Here is an 18,250-nt window from a genome sequence, read left to right as displayed (position 1 = left end):
AAACCACTTACCAAGCGTAAATTAATATATGATGGAAGACACATTAGTTTATAATTTATGATAAACTATTTAATTGAAAGTAGAGACTAGTGAGGTAAGACTATTATGGAAAAAGCAAAAATAAGTATAGTCGTTGTCGCACATAATCATGAAGATGTCTTAAAAGATTGCCTTAACAGTTTACTAGGTCAATCATTAACTAATCTTCAAATTATCGTGATTGACAACGGTTCAACAGATAATAGTAAAAAATTAATTGAAGAATACTCAAATTCACATAAAAATTTCCAATCCTTATCAATCGATTTTACGGCAAAAAATAAAGCACGTAACATAGGCTTACAAGAGGCTATTGGTGAATTTATTGCCTTTATCGATGCAGATGATATTGTAAATTCTTCATCTTATGAAAAACTATATGACGGTGCTACTAAAGCAAATGCTGAGATCGCTTTAGGAAATATCCAATTATTCAATGGTACAAGAAAATGGGAGCACCATGACTTAAAATCCATTTTCAAAAAAGATTTACCGCAAATACGCCAATTTGACCAACAGCCAGAACTTCTTTTAAATCCTTCTATTAAAAATATGATTATCAAAAGAAGCATATTGAGCGACAATCAAATACAATTTAATGAGAATATAACTGAACAACAAGATTTATTATTTACTCAACAATCCTTTATTTGTTCGAATAAAGTTTATGTCACTTCAGATATCGTCATTAATGTGAGAGATTTAACGAATAGCGATGTTATTAAACAAACTAGTACTTTAGATTTTTTTAATGACCTTCTTATTACTCAAACAGAATTACTGAACTATTATAAATTAAAAGATGTTACCTCTCATTACGCTCATATTGAGAAAAAATTATGGGATTATTATTTAACATCTTTATTAACTAAAGCGTACTACTTCCCTTCTGAGCAGTTCGATGAATTATTAACGATTTCATCTGACTTTGCTAATAACATGTCAGAAAATCAAATAGAGCATAATACTTCTAAAATTAGTAAAGTATTCTATACGATATTTGTTAATAAAGTTTCAGAAGAATTTAATTTACTAATGCGCCTATTATCTGATCGAACATTACAAAAAGGTGCAGTGAAAATTGAAGGAAACTATTATCACTACTTTGCAAAATATTTTCCAAATTATAAAGAATACCTAGAAATAAAAGCATTTAACCTATATCAAAAAATTGAAATCCTTTCATTACGTGAAGATCGCTTACAAGTAGGTGGCTTTGCCTTTATTGAGGAAATTAATAATGATGATTCTATTAAAGAAATACAGTTTACGAATAAGTCAAACGGACAAGTCATTACAGTTACGCTTGAAACACTTGAACGTTCAGATTTATCTTACTTATTCTCAAAAAATAGTATCAATTATAACGATGGTGGCTATAAAACAACGACGATTGAATTAAGTGAAATTTTACCAGATGGTGATTATGAAGTTTCAATCTCGGTAACAGTCGAAGATATCACGATAAAAAAACCACTTCATATATTTTATTTTTCAACAAAAGCAAATTCAAAACCAGCAACAACTAAAACACACAGCATTGTCCCATATTTTCCAAAGAAGAATTTGCATATTCGAATTAAAAAAACAGGCCTATTAGGAAGATTAAAAACAAAAATACAAAAATCCTTCCGTGATTTAGTCTATGAATTTGGTTTACTTGTGCTAAGAAGAGAATGGAAATCCTTCCTTATCTTTTTCTTATACCGCTTAACAAACAGGCACTATCGAAATAAACATATTTGGTTAATTGGAGAAAGAAAAGATACAGCACAAGATAATTCGTATCATTTATTCAAGTATATACAGAAAAATAATCTAAGAGAAAACTGTTACTATTTAATCGATAAAAATGCTAAAGATTATGAACATATAAAGGAATTCGGCAACATCGTACAATACGGAAGTATAAAGCATACACTTTACTTATTAACTTGTGATAAAACAATTAATGCATATTCCGAGCGTGCTAACATGTACACCCATGAATACCTACAAGTTTTAAAATGCCATCCTGAATGGCAGCAAAATCAAAAAATCCTTATTCAACATGGCGTAATTGGAGTTAGTCGAGTAAACCATGTACTAAATAAAAATCGAATGGGCTATTCATTATTTATCGTTTCATCTGATTTTGAAAAAGATCATATCGTGAACGAATTTGGATATGCCGAAAATGAAGTTGCCGTAACTGGATTAGCTAGATGGGACGCCCTTGAAAATACAGGTAATGGGAAAACGATTCTAATTATGCCAACGTGGAGAAACTGGAATAAAAGTACTCAGCAATTAATGAACTCTGAATACTTTAACCGTTACTTATCTTTACTTAGTAATCCTGATTTACACCAAATTTTAGAAGATAACGATTTAAATATTATTTTCTATCCACATTACCAAACTCAGGTGTATATGAAAGATGTTCCAGATTTCCATAAACGAATCAAAGTAATCCGTCAAGGTGAAGAAACCGTTCAATCACTTTTAAAACGATCCGATTTATTAATCACTGATTACTCAACAGTTTCGTTTGACTTTTCATACATGGAAAAACCAGTTATTTTCTATCAATTTGACTATAAACGATTCTATTATGAACACTATAACCAAGGCCCAATCACACAAGAATTACTTTTTGGAGAAGTTGTATCAGAAGAAGAACAAGTTCTTAACGGAATTAAAAAATTCGCAAATAAGGACCAACAATTCTTAGAAAATACAGTCGAAAATCCTTTCGTAATTAAAACGTCTAAACAACACGCAAAATTAAACTACGAGGCAATCGCAAACCGATAAAAAAAAGCTAATGATTAAAGCAGTTTTACTAAACTACTCAATCATTAGCTTTTTATTTTTTAGGAAGATAGAAATTAGGATCAAATCCACTTCTCTCCATCATTAACTCATCTAAACTTCCAAAACGATATCCTCTTTTATGTAAACCGGTAATAATCGCATCCATCGCCTCTGCATTATCCTTCGATACAGTATGCATTAAAATAACCGCTCCTGGATGAATCAAATCCATCACATTATCATAAGCATATTTCCAACCTCTTTGCTGATCAACCTTCCAATCAACATATGCCAATGACCAAAAAATATTTTCATACCCCTCTTTATTGACCAACTTCAAAGTACGCTCACTAAAAACTCCGCGTGCAGGTCTAAAATATTTCATATCTGTTCGGCCAGTTAATTCTTGGTAAGCCATTTTAACTTGTTCCAATTCCTCAACAATCTTCTGATCACCAATCGTTGTCATATCAGGATGACTCCACGAATGATTTCCAACTATATGCCCTTCATTTACCATCCGTTTTACTAGCTCAGGATTCTCCTTAATATAATGACCCGTTATGAAAAAAGTCGCATGAACACCATGCTTCTTTAAAACATCCAAAAACTTCGGCGTAAACCCATTTTCATAACCATTGTCAAAAGTTAAATAAACATCCTTTTTCGTAGTATCACCTAAATACACTGACCCCGTATTAGATAACAATTTATTAAGCTGCTCACCAGCATCTGGCGGAACCTCATTCTTCGCACGAACAATCCCCCAGCCATGTGGCGTATTACTATAAGCAAAAGTAGTACTAGGAAACACTAACAAGAAAGCAAGAATCGATACGATAAACTTTTTCAACTCACTCACCTCACTTAAAATTAGTATCTGTAAATAAATTAGAAATATGAATAAAATTGGTGCATTTTTGAAATAAAACTAAGTTTTTCTAGCTCAGGATTTTGTCGGCTCAGGAATTTAAATTTTCTAATGAATATAGGGGTTTTTCAATCCAAACCATTCAATTTTGCTTAATTTACCCTAAAATCAAACTTTTTCTTCATGAATTAACGCCTTATTTGCAGTTTTCATGATTTTATTTGCACTTGGGAATTTAATTGCAGTCGCTGGGGCCTTATTTGCACTCCTCACGTTTTTATTTGCGACCTCCCATCTTTTATTTGCAGTTTTCATTTTTCTTATCTACCCTTCGAATTTAATTGTAGTACCCCACTCCTTTACACACCACCCACAAATAATATCCAAAAAAAAAGCAATGCCATAAAAATGACATTGCCCCTAAATCTCAACTATTAAAATACCTTCTCAGCCATAGTAGCTAATTTCTCAAGTGAGCTCTTATCTACATCTTTATGCAATGAGTTACCGTGAGAATCCATTGTTACAACTGCTTTGAAATCTTCAACTTGTAAGTGCCACATTGCTTCTGGAATTCCGAATTCTAAATAGTTTACGTCTTTTACTTCTTTAATACATTGTGAGTAGTATTGTGCTGCTCCACCAATTGCATTTAAGTAAACACCGCCGTGCTCTTCTAATGCTTTTAATGTTTTTGCACCCATTCCGCCTTTACCGATTACAGCGCGAATACCGAATTTTTTCATGATATCGCCTTGGTATGGCTCCTCACGAATACTTGTTGTTGGACCAGCTGCTTTAATGTGATATTTGCCTTCTTCATCTTTTAATACAACAGGTCCACAGTGGTAAATAATTTGACCATTTAAGTCTACTGGACAGTCATGGTCTTTTAAATGATGGTGAATTGCGTCACGGCCAGTGTACATCATTCCACTAATCGAAACTACATCTCCAACTTTTAAATCACGAATTTGTTCTTCAGTAATTGGCGCTACTAATTTCACTTCACGAGGTGCTTCTGCAGTATCCGCAGCTTCATTTGTAAAGCTAATTTCCTCACCATCACGATAGATCCATTCTGAAACTTCGCCAGTCTCAGGATTAATTTTCATACCTAAACGACGGAATGCCCAGCAGTTATACGCTACTGATACGAAGAAACTTGCAGGTAGACGGTTCATTACGCCGATTTTACAACCAAGTAATGTTGTCTCTCCGCCAAAGCCCATTGTTCCTACGCCAAGCTTGTTTGCATTTTCCAAAATATAATCTTCCATTGCTTTAAGCTCTGGAATTGGATTTTCATCTTCAGTTAAACGGAATAGTTGATCTTTTGCAAGCTCATAACCGCTTGTACGGTCTCCACCGATACCAACTCCGATGAAGCCTGCGCTACAGCCTTGTCCTTGTGCTTGGTATACGCTGTGTAAAATACATTTACGGATACCGTCTAAATCACGACCTGCTTTACCAAGACCTTCAAGTTCACATGGTAAGCTGTATTGGATATTTTTATTTTCACATCCGCCACCTTTTAAGATTAGACGAATATCGATATAATCGCTCTCATGTTGCTCAAATTTCACAACAGGAGTACCCGGTCCTAAGTTATTTCCGCTGTTTTTACCAAATAAAGAATCTACAGAGTTCGAACGAAGCTTACCATCTTTAGTAGCTTGTTCAATTGCAGCATAAATTGCTTCTTTTATCACAAGCTGGTTTACACCAACTGGAGTTTTTACTTTAAACGTTGGCATACCAGTATCTTGGCAAATTGGTGAAACATCGTTTTCAGCCATCATAATATTATTTGTAATCGTTTCCAACGCAATGGCACTTCTAGTTCCAGCAGTTTCATTTGCTTTAGCTTGTCTGATTGCTTTACGTACGTCCTTTGGTAGATTCGTTGATGTCTCAACGATTAATTGATAAATACTTTCCTGTATGTTTTGCATTGTTGCTCCCCCTCAACCCTTTATAAAAAAGACAGAATGTTCCCCTTCTCATTATAATACAATTTTTAATAAACGGAATAAAAAAAGCCCTGACAAGTATGTTTCTTGATGTAGCTGTCACGTCGCTTTTTCAATAAATAAAAAAAGCCCATTTTAATGGACTCATTCAGGTTGATTCACTTCACGACATTTAGTTTCTATGTCATCTAAAACAGATAATAATTGATCTAATTCTTCTAAGCTTACTTCTTCAGCTTCTAAAGATTCGATTGCTTCCATTACTGAGTTAAAACGCTCTTTAATATAAGATAATTGTTCTGTGCTTGACATAAATAACTCGTCCTTTCTTAATACAATTCATTTTATATTATACCCTTCTTCGACTATATATCGTAAAACTTTCGACATTTTTTTATTTTTTAAGCATTTATTTCTATACAATGATTAACTTTCTTTCTTATAATGGTTGAGGAAAATTAAATTTATCTTATACTTATGGGTGCACTTTTGTACCTGAAGGAGTTTTTTTATGAAAAATTTATTACAACAAATAACACCTACATATGACCCTTGGGAAGCATATTTGGATGTTGAAGAGTATGGTAAAAACATATTAACAAATGTAGAATTTACAACAACAACAATATGTAATATGCGATGCGAGCATTGTGCTGTCGGATATACTTTACAACCTAAGGATCCAAATCCATTACCGATTGAGCTAGTACTAAATCGCTTAGAAGAGATCGAAAAGCTTCGTTGCATTAGTATTACCGGCGGAGAGCCGATGCTTTCTAATAAAATGCTGAACGGTTACGTAGTGCCATTATTAAAGTATGCCCATGAGCGCGGTGTCCGAACTCAAATTAATTCAAATCTAACATTAGATTTTGAAAGATATGAAAAAATCATTCCTTATTTAGACGTACTACATATCTCACATAACTGGGGAACAGTTGACGAATTCGTTGAAGCAGGATTTGCCATGATGGATCGCAAGCCAACATATGAGCAACGTGCAAAATTATTTGAAAACATGATTGAAAACAGTCGCCGTCTTGCTGAAGCTGGCGTTATGGTATCTGCTGAAACAATGCTAAATAAACGTACTCTTCCATACTTAGAAAAAATTCATCGTCAAATTATTGATGAAATGAAATGTCAAAGGCACGAAGTACACCCTATGTATGCGAGTGATTTCGCTAGTACATTAGAAGTTTTAACTAAGGATGAATTACGTAAAGCAATCTCTACTTTACTAGATGTCCGCGATGAAAACATTTGGATGCTATTTGGTACTCTGCCATTTTATCCATGTAGCGATGATCAGAAGGATTTAGACATTATTCAAAGACTATATAATAGTAAAAATGTAACACTACGAAATGATCCTGACGGACGTTCTCGCTTAAATGTAAATGTATTTGATGGAAGCATTATCGTAACTGACTTTGGTGATGTACCTCATCTTGGTAATATTCAAACTCATACACTTCAGGAAGCATATGATACTTGGTCATTATCAAAAACTGCAAAAGAACTAAGCTGTCATTGTCCAGCAGTTAAATGTTTAGGGCCTAATATTCTAGTGAAGAATAGCTACTATCGTGATACTGATTTTACTGGTAGAAGTTCAAAACTTTAAAAGTTAAGCATGTCATTTTTATGGCATGCTTTTTTTGTTGATTAAATCATATTTAATTGTCACCTATCTTCACATATTGAGAATACGAACACAATTTGAACAATATTGATAAAGTTGTGAACTCCGTTGATATATGGTTAATTCTCGTTGATATATCGCTGTTCTTCGTTGATATATCCTCATAAGCCGTTGATAAATTACAATCCCCATCTCTAAATCTCATTGATATAGCGGCGCAGTAAAACAAAAAATCCACAAGCAAGATCACCCTTGTGGATTTAACATATTTTATCTAGGTTGCGGCGTAGCTAAATACCCAAACGATACATAATCTTGGACAGGAATCCATGCGCCTACACCTTGCGACACGACATTTTTCACTTGAAGTGATCTTTTATTACCTTTTAAGATTAAATATACTTCTCCAAATGTAACTTTTCCTTTTTCATTAACAGCAGGAGCGTATGCGTATAAATAGCCTAGTTGCTTTGGTGGTACATTATATACTCGTTCGTTTTTCGTACCTGCTCCGACTACTGTTTGGTATGCTAATGGCAAAGTTGTTTTTTCTGAAGCATCATGCATCATTAGGTTAATAACGTCATCTGAATCTCTAACTTTTGCAGTTAAACCACCGCGAATAATTTGCTGTGTGTTTTGATAGTACTTAATACGTTTATACGTTTTTTCTCCTCGATTATCGAGAAAGTTTGTATTGATTTTTTTATATTGCCAATTAATTGTTGTCTCATTTGACTCATAATTTAAAGGCCAAACACCTAGGAAAATCTTCGCGTTATACCCAACAGCAAATGGTGCTTTACTTACTGAGGATTCATTAAACATACGAATTAGATTAGGATTCTCTATTTTTACATTCGATGAATCTAATAACTGCTTAGCCAGTCCACCTGGTTGTAATTCTGGCAAGTCTTGAGTTGGATTTGGATAAGTGTTTTCCTTTGTCACATTTGCTGCCGAGCCTGGGACTCTTATTTCTGAATTTGCTGCAAAAGTTGTTTGTCCATTATTTAAAGAAATAAATAAAATGACTATATTTAGTAGAACGAATGGTTTTAACCATTTAGACATGTTCATGCCCCTTTCACAAATAAGGAAATTATTTACTCTTAGCATGAACATTTTATTTAAATATATGTATTCCATAAATGAATTATTTCGTTATGAACTTAGCTTATTATAAAGCTTTTCAATTGGAACTCTAATTTTTTGTAGTATTGGCCCGATACTGAAAGTAATTACTACAGTACCGATTCCAATTGGACCTTTTAGAAGAAATGCCAATACTAGGGCAAACACTTCCCCAATCGTTTTAGCTACGCCTAAGCTTACGCCAAATCGTTTACTGAGTGAAATCATTAAATCATCAATTGGACTTAATGGAAACTTTGCTTGTAAATAAATAGCAATACCAATTGTCATGCTTAAAATAGCTAGTACGAGTTGGATGTATCTAGTAATAATATTTGCATCAAATAAATGTTCTGACTCAACTGTTAACCAAAAATCTAGAAACCGACCAATTAATATAAACGTAATTGCTGCAAGCCAATCAGGTCGTTTTTTTTGTAAAAAGGCATTAATAAATAAAAGTACTGACGAGTTAATGATAATCCAATTCCCTACAGATAAACCGAATGTTTTCGATTCACCGACTGCAAGCGCATCCCATGCACTTGCACCAAGTTCAGCTTTTATCGCTAAACTAATTCCTAAAGTTAAAAATAGTAATCCAATTAAATAAAATACAATACGTATTAATATTTTCAACTATTACCACCTTCAATTTTAGTTTTTATAATAAATAGAAACCGATCCCCATGATGAAATAGGCAGCTAATAAAGTTAGCCCTTCAAACCAGTTCGTATCACCATCGTTCATAATAGCAATTGTTAAAAATACAGATGTAATCATAGAAACCAATTCAGGCATAGAGAAAATTAAAGGCATTCTCTCACCTATAAATAATGAGCAAATAACTAACACTGGCGCTACAAACATTGCAATTTGTAGTGATGAACCAACAGCGATTTCCACTGAAACCCCTACTTTATTTTTAAATGCCATCACAATTGCAGACGCATGCTCAGCAGCATTACCAACGATTGCAACAACGATAATACCGATAAATAACTCAGTCCATCCAAATTTATCGCCGACGGTCGTAAATGTATGAACAAGCTTCTCAGAAACATAGCCCACTGCTATAGTAGCTAAAGCTAAAACAATCATAGCTTTCGTTGTTCCCCACTCAGCTTCTTCATGTTCCTCTACAATCTCTTGATTTTTTGCAACATAAACTCCACGATGCGTAACTAATTTAAATAATAATGCCGCTAAATATAAAATCATTAAAACAATCGAAACCCCTACACTAAGCGTCATCGTTTCATTCGGTGTCATCTTTACTGAAAAAATTTCTGGAATGACAAAGGCTAGTACAACTGCAAAAATTAGTAAACCTGAATTATGCCTCGCATCATAAACATTAAAGCTTTGACGCTTATACTTTAATCCCCCAACAAAAAACGATAGACCACCTACAAGAAGTAAATTTCCAATAACAGAACCCGTTAACGATGCCAAAACTACTTCTGATAACCCGTTTTGCAATGCAAATATCGCAATAATTAACTCTACCGCATTACCAAATGTCGCATTTAAAAGTCCCCCAATTCGTGGGCCAGCTGCGATCGCTAAGCTCTCTGTCGCTCTTCCCATAATGCCAGCTAATGCAATAATCGTTACACAGTAAATGATAAATAAAAGAATTTCACTCCAATGCATCAAGCTCCCAATTACCGATAATGGAACACCGATAAAAGTAACAATAAAAAACAAACGATGAGCCATAATAACCTCCTAAATAATTTTCCTTACTAAATATCATATGCAAAAGGATTAAAAAAATAGGTTTAAATGTAAAACAATTAACAAACACTTAAACTGTTGATGAGTAAATGCAGATAAAAGTTTAGTTTTACCTAAATTACGAAAAGGATTATAACCTCGAGAACTAGAATTACTAATGTTGGAGATGAACATGGTAGAATCCAGCAACCAGTCATCTTTCGAACTTGAAGGGAGTTATTTAAAAATGATTCAACAAAATATTATGAAGGTATTAAAAGCGAAGCAATTAGGTCTATTTACGACCATTCGCGAAGACTTTCCACATAGCTGCTACATGATATTTTTCTTTAAAGGCCTAACACCTTATATCGCTACTAATAAGAATTCACAAAAAATAGATGATATAAAAAATAATCCAAATGTACATATACTACTAGGCCACGACGGAGATCGATTAGACGACAACTTTGTAGAAATGTTTGCAAAGGCCGAAATAATTGAAAATCCAAGTGCCGAAGAAAAAGTTTGGACTGAAGAATTGTCTAAATGGCTAGAAGGTCCAGAAGACCCTAACTATGTTCTAATTCAAATGAATCCTGTTAAAATCGGCTATGTAGAAAAAGCCGGCACAGAACCTAATTTCATTAAACTGTAAGAGATGGAATCTTATCTAACTCGAGGTTAGATAAGATTTTTTTATGTGTGGGAATTGGTTAGCGGGTGTTGGAGCTGGAAATGGCGAACACTTTGTGTACTTTATTGATAAAGCTGTGAACTTTGTTGATAAAGCATTGGTTTTTGATGATATAACACTGGTTCTTGTTGATATAACACTAGTTTTTGTTGATATATCGATTTATTTTGTTGATATGACACTTACCAGCACTGCAAAAAAGCCATTAGATAATCCTCTAATGGCTTCATAATGTAGACATTGCTTATTCTTCAGTTTTTTTCGCCTTAAAACCACTACCAGTAATCTTTAAAGTTAATGCACATGATAATATAATTCCTACCGCCCATAGTGAAGCACTAAATAATGACATCATTCGTTCCCCCTTGTATGTAGTAAAGCAACTTATTTAGAAAATATTGGAAAAATTTTCCTCCCCCATTATAAAACATATTTCCATTTTTTGTAAGTGGTGGAAAATTGCTGAATCTAGTTGAATATGCGAACACTTTGTGTACTTTATTGATAAAGCTGTGAACTTTGTTGATAAAGCATTAGTTTTTGTTGATATAGTACTGATTTTTGTTGATATATTGGATTTTTTGTTGATATGATACTTGGCAGGTCTTGCAATCAGTGGGTTTGTGCATAAATCATTGGGTTTTGTGCGTAAATGGATAGATTTCGTGCATAAAGCCACAGGCTCTCGCGTATTCATCAGATTTCGCGCATAATGTCACATCTATCTGCCTATTTCATCAGATTTCCCCCTCAATCCCACATCCTCTACATAAATCAATAGATCATTCCCACATTCCCTCAACGTCTACGTAAATCACTAAATCCCCTCCACAATGCCCCCTGCTCCTCCGTTTAGTAAAACGCAAATCACAACAAAAAAAAAAAACCATTAGATTAAACTCTAATGGTTTTCTGTACTCTAGCATTATGCCTTTTATTAATAAGATAATACAAACAAGCTCCGACCATTGCACCGATGCAATCAATCACGACATCTTGAACTAGCGGCGTACGACCCGCTGTAAATGATTGGTGGAATTCGTCGCCCATTGCGTAGATGGCTGGGAAAAGAATTCCTACTAGGTAATATCTTTTGAAATAAAGTCTTGATAGTCTTATTGTAAAAAATGCTAGTAGTAGGTAAATGGTGAAGTGGGAGAGTTTTCGGATAAAGAATTCTGTAAATCCTGGGACTCCCAAGCTTTTGATACTTACCTCTTCTCCAGCATAATTAAAGTGAACAAAGTCGAAATGCTCCATCATGTCATATAGGAATGTCATATGACTGATTTCTGGTCTTATGTCTTGCTTTTCGTACGGTGTAGCCGAAGAATAGAATATAATACCGGCTATTAGAATAACTGGTAACCAATATTTGATTACAGTGTTAATAGAACTATTTTTCTGCATATGAAACTCCATACGAATCAGTTTTTAATTTTGTTTAGTTTTCGATTTCATCGATTTTTTGTTTTATATATGCCATTAAATCGTGTTTTAAGTCATCGCGTTGTAGTGCGAAATCGATTGAAGTTGTGATGAATCCTAGTTTTTCACCAACGTCGTAGCGTTTGCCTTCAAAGTCGTATGCAAATACTCTTTGGATTTTATTTAGCTTTTGAATTGCGTCAGTTAGTTGGATTTCTCCACCTGCTCCTACTTCTTGTTCTTCTAGGAATTCAAAGATTTCAGGTGTTAATAAGTAACGGCCCATGATTGCTAAGTTTGATGGTTGTGTACCTTTAGCTGGCTTTTCAACGAAGTTACGTACTTGATAGCGGCGGCCATCTTGTTCAACTGGGTCAATTACTCCATAGCGGTAAGCTTCGTCTTCAGGTACTTCTTGTACACCGATCACTGAAGAGTGTGTTAACTCGTATTGTTTAATTAATTGTTCAACACAAGGAACATCTGATTGAATAATGTCATCGCCAAGTAGTACTGCGAATGGTTCGTCACCAATAAATTTACGAGCACACCAAACTGCGTGTCCTAAACCTCTTGGCTCTTTTTGTCTAATATAGTGAATTTCAACTTTAGACGGTGCTTGTACTCTTTCAAGTATTTCGAATTTCTTTTTCTCTAATAAGTTTTGTTCTAATTCGATTGAAATATCAAAATGATCTTCAATAGAGCGCTTTCCTTTTCCTGTTACAATAATGATATCTTCAATTCCAGCTGCAATAGCTTCTTCAACGATATATTGAATAGTTGGTTTATCTACGATTGGTAACATTTCTTTCGGCATTGCTTTTGTTGCAGGTAAGAAACGTGTTCCTAGTCCTGCTGCTGGTATAATTGCTTTTCTTACTTTATTCAAGAGTATACTTCCTCCTATGTTCCATTCGAAACTTTTTGTTTATTTTTATAAATATAATTAGGAAACCAATTATAGTCATTGGTCTCCTAATTTTTATTAATTAACTAACAGTTAATTTCATATGCTTTTCTCGATCTAATTCTCTCTCTTCAGCTGAAAGTTTATTGTATTCAGTTAGAAACTTTTGATAGTTTTCACATGTTTCAGCACATTCACCATATTCACGAACTGTACCATAGTGCATCCACAGTGCTTTTGTACAAAAACTTTTCACTTGGCTTAAAGAATGACTGATAAAGAATATTGTCTTTCCTTGCTCTTTGAATTCATTCATTTTATCTAAGCATCGTTTTGTAAATGTAGGGTCACCAACAGATAATGCTTCATCGACAACCATAATATCTGGGTCAATATTTACTGATATGGCAAATCCTAGACGGGAACGCATTCCGCTTGAATATGTTTTTACAGGTTGATTAATAAATTTACCGATTTCTGCAAATTTAATTACTTTAGGAATAATTTCATCGATTTGACTTTTGCTTAATCCCATCATTAATCCTTTTAAGCGAATATTCTCAAGTCCAGTTAGTCGGTTATCTAATCCAGCCTGAATAGCAATCAATGTTGCCATCCCGTTTACTTCAACTTCACCTTCGTTCGGAATTGTAACACCTGCAATTAAATTTGACATTGTACTCTTACCTGAACCATTCAATCCAATGATCCCGACGATTTCGCCTTGATTTACTTCAAAAGAAACATCTTGAAGTGCATGAAAATATTCTCCACTTTTACCACCAAAGAATAAATCTTTTAATTTATCAGTTGGCTTACTATACATTTTAAATTTCTTCGACACATTACGAAAAATTACTTTTTTGACCAATTTTCTCACCTACGATCCGAGCTATTTAATTTAAAACTCCGCTCGACTAACTCTCTACTTATTCATTAAACATAGAAAAGATTTTATAAAATATCAACAAATGACTTTCTAAATTTAATATGAATTACAGCTCCAAAAATTAATAAAGCTAACATAAAACACCAAAAGTAAACTGAATACAATGAAAAAATCATATGATAGTCATTATATAGTATCGATCTACGATAGCCAGTTACAATATAGTAGTACGGATTTAACATCATAATTTTCTGAAGCATTCCTCCAGAACGAGGTACCCATAAGATTGGCGTTAAGTATAACAACATTCTAGTTGTAGACTGGATTAATAAGTGAATATCACGTATTAATGTTGAAAGCGTTGATGAAACTAAAGCTAAACATATCGCAAATAGTAGGTTTACGAACATAAAGTACAGTAAAGAAAGTACATTGATATGTCCAAAACCTTGACTAAAAACTACGCTAATTAATAATAACGCAAGCATAAACAAATGTGTATAAAATCTCGAAAGTATAACATATGTCGGGATAATACTTAATGGGAAATTCATTTTTGACACTGTATTAAGTCGATTAAAGATGGCACTAGAGCCTTGTAAAATTGACGAACTAATGAAGAACCAAGGAATTAATCCACATAGCATCCAAAAGATGAATGGAATCCCGTCAACAGGTAGTCCCTTTCTAATACCAGTACCGAATATTAACCAGTATACACCAATTTGTAGAAGAGGATTAATAAAAGCCCAGACCGTACCCAATTGGCTATCAGCGAACTCCTTTTTCATCTCATAATTGGATAAACGTCCAATCATATAGAAATTGCTAAAATGCTCTTTAAAGATTGTAGTTAAATTCTTCATACCTCAACCACGTTCTCATTTGTATACTGATATAAATTCCCAAAATTTACATACGCTAACTCCCCACCGTTAACTGGCGGAACACAGTTTTTAGTATCAAATAACATTCTATTTTCCATTTGTTTCGAGATTGATTCAAAGTCCATATTCTTAAATTCATTATGATCCGTTAAGACTAAGATTAAGTGAGCACCTTCTACTGCTTCCTCCATCGAACTCAATTGAATCTTGTTTGAGTGTACATGTGGATCATGAATTGAAATGTTCATCTCTTCATTATTTAATAAATCAATGATATCCATTGCCGGACTTTCACGAATATCATCTACGTTACCTTTATAAGTAATTCCAAATACTGCAACTTTTGGATTTTCTATGCCTACTAATAGTTTTTTAACACTGTCTACTACATATTGTGGCATAGATACATTTGTGTCACGAGATAGTTTGATAATATTTGCTAAATCTGGTGATTTTGCAACGATAAAATATGGGTCAACAGCTAAGCAATGTCCACCAACACCAGGACCTGGTGAATGAATATTTACTCGAGGATGCTTATTAGCCATTTGAATCACGTCTAATACGTTAATGTCTAATGAATTACAAACCTTTGTTAATTCGTTAGCAAGGGCAATATTTACATCTCTAAATGTATTCTCCATTAATTTGGACATTTCTGCTGTTTTTGCATCTGTTTTAATAATTTCGCCTTTTACGAAAGTGCGATATACATTCGCTCCAGCTTCTGAACATGCTGGTGTAATTCCACCAACAATTCGATTATTATTGATTAATTCATCCATAATTTGTCCAGGTAAAACTCGTTCTGGGCAATGTACTAGGAAAATATCTTCGCCCACTTTAAAGCCAGCTTCCTCTACAAGTGGCTTAACGAAATCATCCATACTTCTTGGCGCAATTGTTGATTCAACAATTAAGACATTACCTTTTTGTAAAAATGGTATTGTCGATTTAACTGCTGATAATACAAAGCCTAAATCACAAGATTTATGTTCATCTTCAATATTTGGAGTCGGTACTGCAATAATGAATGCATCAGCGTGTTCAGGTTGTAATGAAGCTCTAAAGTTCCCCTTATTAACTACATCTTTTACAACTTCACCTAATCCAGGCTCTTCTATATGAATTTCCCCTGCATTTAATTTATCAATAACACTTTTATTAATATCCACACCTACGACTTCATTACCATATTTAGCGAACATGGCAGAAGTTGGTAATCCTATATATCCTAATCCAATTGTACATATTTTCATAAATTCTACCTCTTTCAATTGAAATCACTCAATCAAAACAAAGTCGTTGTAATCAGTTTGAATACTGAATCGACTTTGATCTATTTCACATCTTATTTTCTAGTACATCGTATAATAGATTAACACTATTTTGATGACTATTCACTAAATGTGAATAGCGACTGTTAGTACGTTGATCAAGTATAAAATCTTCTTCTATATATTTGTTCATCCTTTGGAGAACTTCTTTTTCAGTTTCAAAGAAAACATCAGTTAATGTACTATTCATATAATCTCTACTAACTGAATAATTAGCATTAAAATAATCAAAACCATACATTATAATCGGTTTTTTTAAATAAATAAAATCAAATAAAATACTCGAATAATCTGTTATCAACATACTACTATTCTCAATAGCTTGTTTCACATCTGTTTCTGTCAGCTTTTCCAATATGATTCGGTTATGTAGTTTAGGCATTAAATCAACATACTCGATCATTCTTGGATGAACTAAGACTTTTAACGAGACATTGTAGGATTCTAATTTTTTTAATAACTCTTTGTTAAGTAACAAACCTTTTAATCTATAGAAGAATTCACTTTGTAAAAAATCTTCTTTACTTTTTATTTCTGTTCGCCAAGTAAACATAACTAGTATAACTTTTTCCGTCACATGATTCATTAAATATGATGTACGTGGCAAACCTGTAACAAAAACATTATTCGGTTCATAACCAAAGTGTCTAATAAAGATTTCCTTCTCTTGTTCCGTAGAAACAATTATTTGATTAGCTACTCCCCTACTTGCATGATAAACATGGTCAACCTTTTTAAATAAGGTTACACCATGACCAATAAATACAAGATTAGCATGACTAATGTCCCTAAGTTCTTTTGGAATTAATATTTTTACATTATCTGTGCTAATAATTGTCTTAGCGAAAATAGAAAGGAGAAAATGTTTAAAGCCATTATATGGGATTACATTACCTAATTTCTTTATCTCATTATAATTTTTTGCATCTTTTCTTATTAGATAATAAATATTACTAGCATCAGAACGTTCACGACAATATTGAAAAAATGCAAAGCCGTTATCATTTGTACTATCAGCTAATTTTTCACTGATAATTGTAAACTTTCGGTTACCTATTGTATAACCAAATAACTCAATAAATATGATAATGATAGCAAAATTTATCTTTTCCCTTGTGGAGTTGTTTGGATTATGAAAAAATCTTGAAATCAATATCTTTTTTTCTTTACTACGTGTAATTACATTTTTTATAACGCTATTAACAAAAGTCACAGGTTCTATTTTAAAAGAAAAATATGATTTATGTAATAGATTAAGTTTTAATTTTTTATTAACAATCGTTAAATTATTGTTAAATTGATAATTTTTTCTCACATTGATTGCATATTTTAATTTACTTTTAATAGTTCTTCCATAGCAAACCGTTTCAAGTGTTACATCGTAATTGCCTACTTTAGAAAAATCATCCAAATTAATATGGAATTCATAACCACCTGCGCAATAATTATATCTAGAACTATTGAAATGATTTGTGCGTGCCCTTTTTATCTGAATAGTTTTTGTCTTATTATTTGAATCCTTAATGATTAATTGATGATCAATATCTTCATCATTTATTAAATTAATACCTTGAAAAAAAGCATTTCCTCTAATTACCAGCTTATTCTCCAATTTTTCAATATCAATAATCTGATTTTCAAAATGGGCTTTTTCCAACCAGTCTGATATATCAACTTCTACTAGTTCATTATCATAAGAAAAAGTAAACAATACTTTTGTATTTATTTTCTTAATCTTAAAAATAGAATAATCTAGTTCAGTAGTATATTGGTCTAAACTATTTATTAACTCAGAAAATGTAACTGCTTCTTTAAACTCTTTTTGTAATATTAATTTTGCAAAAACATAATCGTAGACAAAAATTTTGCTTAAATCACACTGACTAAATGTGTCTTTTAATATGAAATATAAATATTCAAT

Annotated in this window: 16 protein-coding genes and 1 pseudogene; 4 read left to right on the top strand and 13 right to left on the bottom strand. The window is 33.0% G+C overall.

The genetic code is table 11. The features are described from left to right. Window positions 1–105 precede the first annotated feature (105 nt). Window positions 106–2,835: a CDP-glycerol:glycerophosphate glycerophosphotransferase gene (locus ACFCYN_RS10870; RefSeq protein WP_375949260.1), complete on the top strand. Its 2,730-nt coding sequence runs from the start codon at window positions 106–108 to the stop codon at window positions 2,833–2,835. A 52-nt stretch (window positions 2,836–2,887) separates the two neighbouring features. Here ACFCYN_RS10870 and pdaA read toward each other — a convergent pair whose 3' ends face one another. The 4 genes from pdaA to ACFCYN_RS10850 all read right to left on the bottom strand — a co-directional run bounded on the left by pdaA (window position 2,888) and on the right by ACFCYN_RS10850 (window position 5,994). After that, window positions 2,888–3,688: a delta-lactam-biosynthetic de-N-acetylase gene (gene pdaA, locus ACFCYN_RS10865; protein ID WP_216853985.1), complete on the bottom strand. Its 801-nt coding sequence runs from the start codon at window positions 3,686–3,688 to the stop codon at window positions 2,888–2,890. A 186-nt stretch (window positions 3,689–3,874) separates the two neighbouring features. Further along, window positions 3,875–4,021, bottom strand: coding sequence for a hypothetical protein (locus ACFCYN_RS10860; protein ID WP_375949258.1), 147 nt, complete (start codon window positions 4,019–4,021; stop codon window positions 3,875–3,877). A 119-nt stretch (window positions 4,022–4,140) separates the two neighbouring features. Next, on the bottom strand, window positions 4,141–5,664 hold the full coding sequence (locus ACFCYN_RS10855) for a fumarate hydratase (RefSeq protein WP_375949256.1): 1,524 nt from the start codon (window positions 5,662–5,664) through the stop codon (window positions 4,141–4,143). 162 nt (window positions 5,665–5,826) lie between these two features. Continuing rightward, a complete protein-coding gene (locus tag ACFCYN_RS10850) occupies window positions 5,827–5,994 on the bottom strand; it encodes an SE1561 family protein (RefSeq protein ID WP_172446963.1) in 168 nt (55 codons plus the stop codon). A gap of 199 nt (window positions 5,995–6,193) precedes the next feature. Here ACFCYN_RS10850 and yfkAB point away from each other — a divergent pair, with 199 nt between their 5' ends. After that, a complete protein-coding gene (gene yfkAB, locus ACFCYN_RS10845) occupies window positions 6,194–7,309 on the top strand; it encodes a radical SAM/CxCxxxxC motif protein YfkAB (RefSeq protein ID WP_172446962.1) in 1,116 nt (371 codons plus the stop codon). A 288-nt stretch (window positions 7,310–7,597) separates the two neighbouring features. Here yfkAB and ACFCYN_RS10840 read toward each other — a convergent pair whose 3' ends face one another. The 3 genes from ACFCYN_RS10840 to cax form a co-directional block, all read right to left on the bottom strand. Then, window positions 7,598–8,401 carry a YfkD famly protein gene (locus ACFCYN_RS10840; RefSeq protein WP_172446961.1) on the bottom strand — a complete coding sequence of 268 codons (804 nt, stop codon included), beginning with the start codon at window positions 8,399–8,401 and terminating at the stop codon, window positions 7,598–7,600. Between the two features lie 90 nt (window positions 8,402–8,491). Next, complete coding sequence (locus tag ACFCYN_RS10835; RefSeq protein WP_216853984.1) at window positions 8,492–9,100, bottom strand: YczE/YyaS/YitT family protein; 609 nt, start codon at window positions 9,098–9,100, stop codon at window positions 8,492–8,494. A 25-nt stretch (window positions 9,101–9,125) separates the two neighbouring features. Further along, entirely contained in the window at window positions 9,126–10,184 is a 1,059-nt protein-coding gene (gene cax, locus ACFCYN_RS10830) for a calcium/proton exchanger (RefSeq protein ID WP_375949252.1), read from the bottom strand. 244 nt (window positions 10,185–10,428) lie between these two features. Here cax and ACFCYN_RS10825 point away from each other — a divergent pair, with 244 nt between their 5' ends. Next, complete coding sequence (locus tag ACFCYN_RS10825) at window positions 10,429–10,839, top strand: pyridoxamine 5'-phosphate oxidase family protein (RefSeq protein WP_098170108.1); 411 nt, start codon at window positions 10,429–10,431, stop codon at window positions 10,837–10,839. A gap of 43 nt (window positions 10,840–10,882) precedes the next feature. Continuing rightward, on the top strand, window positions 10,883–11,110 hold the full coding sequence (locus ACFCYN_RS10820; RefSeq protein ID WP_375949250.1) for a hypothetical protein: 228 nt from the start codon (window positions 10,883–10,885) through the stop codon (window positions 11,108–11,110). Window positions 11,111–11,772: 662 nt separating this feature from the next. On the opposite strand, the gene ACFCYN_RS10815 is transcribed toward ACFCYN_RS10820, so the two are convergent. The 6 genes and pseudogenes from ACFCYN_RS10815 to ACFCYN_RS10790 form a co-directional block, all read right to left on the bottom strand. Then, the gene (locus ACFCYN_RS10815; protein WP_375949248.1) at window positions 11,773–12,288 is read right to left on the bottom strand and encodes a VanZ family protein; all 516 of its coding nucleotides are present in this window, start codon (window positions 12,286–12,288) and stop codon (window positions 11,773–11,775) included. 34 nt (window positions 12,289–12,322) lie between these two features. After that, window positions 12,323–13,198 carry a UTP--glucose-1-phosphate uridylyltransferase GalU gene (galU, locus tag ACFCYN_RS10810; protein WP_375949246.1) on the bottom strand — a complete coding sequence of 292 codons (876 nt, stop codon included), beginning with the start codon at window positions 13,196–13,198 and terminating at the stop codon, window positions 12,323–12,325. Between the two features lie 139 nt (window positions 13,199–13,337). Beyond that, a pseudogene (locus ACFCYN_RS10805) lies at window positions 13,338–14,042 on the bottom strand (ATP-binding cassette domain-containing protein); the annotation flags it as partial. Between the two features lie 128 nt (window positions 14,043–14,170). Then, entirely contained in the window at window positions 14,171–14,971 is an 801-nt protein-coding gene (locus ACFCYN_RS10800; RefSeq protein ID WP_375949244.1) for an ABC transporter permease, read from the bottom strand. Continuing rightward, window positions 14,968–16,251, bottom strand: coding sequence for a nucleotide sugar dehydrogenase (locus tag ACFCYN_RS10795; protein ID WP_172446955.1), 1,284 nt, complete (start codon window positions 16,249–16,251; stop codon window positions 14,968–14,970). The genes ACFCYN_RS10800 and ACFCYN_RS10795 overlap by 4 nt, the downstream gene beginning before the upstream one ends. Window positions 16,252–16,336: 85 nt before the next feature. Further along, the coding region (locus tag ACFCYN_RS10790; protein WP_375949241.1) for a CDP-glycerol glycerophosphotransferase family protein at window positions 16,337–18,250 on the bottom strand (1,914 nt) is incomplete at its 5' end.

Origin of the sequence: Gottfriedia sp. NPDC056225 (genome assembly GCF_042267765.1) — a bacterium.
Classification (GTDB): Bacteria; Bacillota; Bacilli; order Bacillales; family Bacillaceae_G; genus Gottfriedia.
The sequence above is the reverse complement of the archived record's forward strand: the minus strand, read 5'-3'. Positions and strand labels throughout refer to the sequence as shown.

Excerpts from the sequence above, each read along its gene's own strand:
- ACFCYN_RS10870 (WP_375949260.1), top strand. The coding sequence starts at position 106 with ATGGAAAAAGCAAAAATAAGTATAGTCGTTGTCGCACATAATCATGAA.
- ACFCYN_RS10860 (WP_375949258.1), bottom strand. The coding sequence starts at position 4,021 with ATGAAAACTGCAAATAAAAGATGGGAGGTCGCAAATAAAAACGTGAGG.
- ACFCYN_RS10855 (WP_375949256.1), bottom strand. The coding sequence starts at position 5,664 with ATGCAAAACATACAGGAAAGTATTTATCAATTAATCGTTGAGACATCA.
- ACFCYN_RS10850 (WP_172446963.1), bottom strand. The coding sequence starts at position 5,994 with ATGTCAAGCACAGAACAATTATCTTATATTAAAGAGCGTTTTAACTCA.
- yfkAB (WP_172446962.1), top strand. The coding sequence starts at position 6,194 with ATGAAAAATTTATTACAACAAATAACACCTACATATGACCCTTGGGAA.
- ACFCYN_RS10840 (WP_172446961.1), bottom strand. The coding sequence starts at position 8,401 with ATGTCTAAATGGTTAAAACCATTCGTTCTACTAAATATAGTCATTTTA.
- cax (WP_375949252.1), bottom strand. The coding sequence starts at position 10,184 with ATGGCTCATCGTTTGTTTTTTATTGTTACTTTTATCGGTGTTCCATTA.
- ACFCYN_RS10825 (WP_098170108.1), top strand. The coding sequence starts at position 10,429 with ATGATTCAACAAAATATTATGAAGGTATTAAAAGCGAAGCAATTAGGT.
- ACFCYN_RS10820 (WP_375949250.1), top strand. The coding sequence starts at position 10,883 with ATGTGTGGGAATTGGTTAGCGGGTGTTGGAGCTGGAAATGGCGAACAC.
- ACFCYN_RS10815 (WP_375949248.1), bottom strand. The coding sequence starts at position 12,288 with ATGCAGAAAAATAGTTCTATTAACACTGTAATCAAATATTGGTTACCA.
- ACFCYN_RS10800 (WP_375949244.1), bottom strand. The coding sequence starts at position 14,971 with ATGAAGAATTTAACTACAATCTTTAAAGAGCATTTTAGCAATTTCTAT.
- ACFCYN_RS10795 (WP_172446955.1), bottom strand. The coding sequence starts at position 16,251 with ATGAAAATATGTACAATTGGATTAGGATATATAGGATTACCAACTTCT.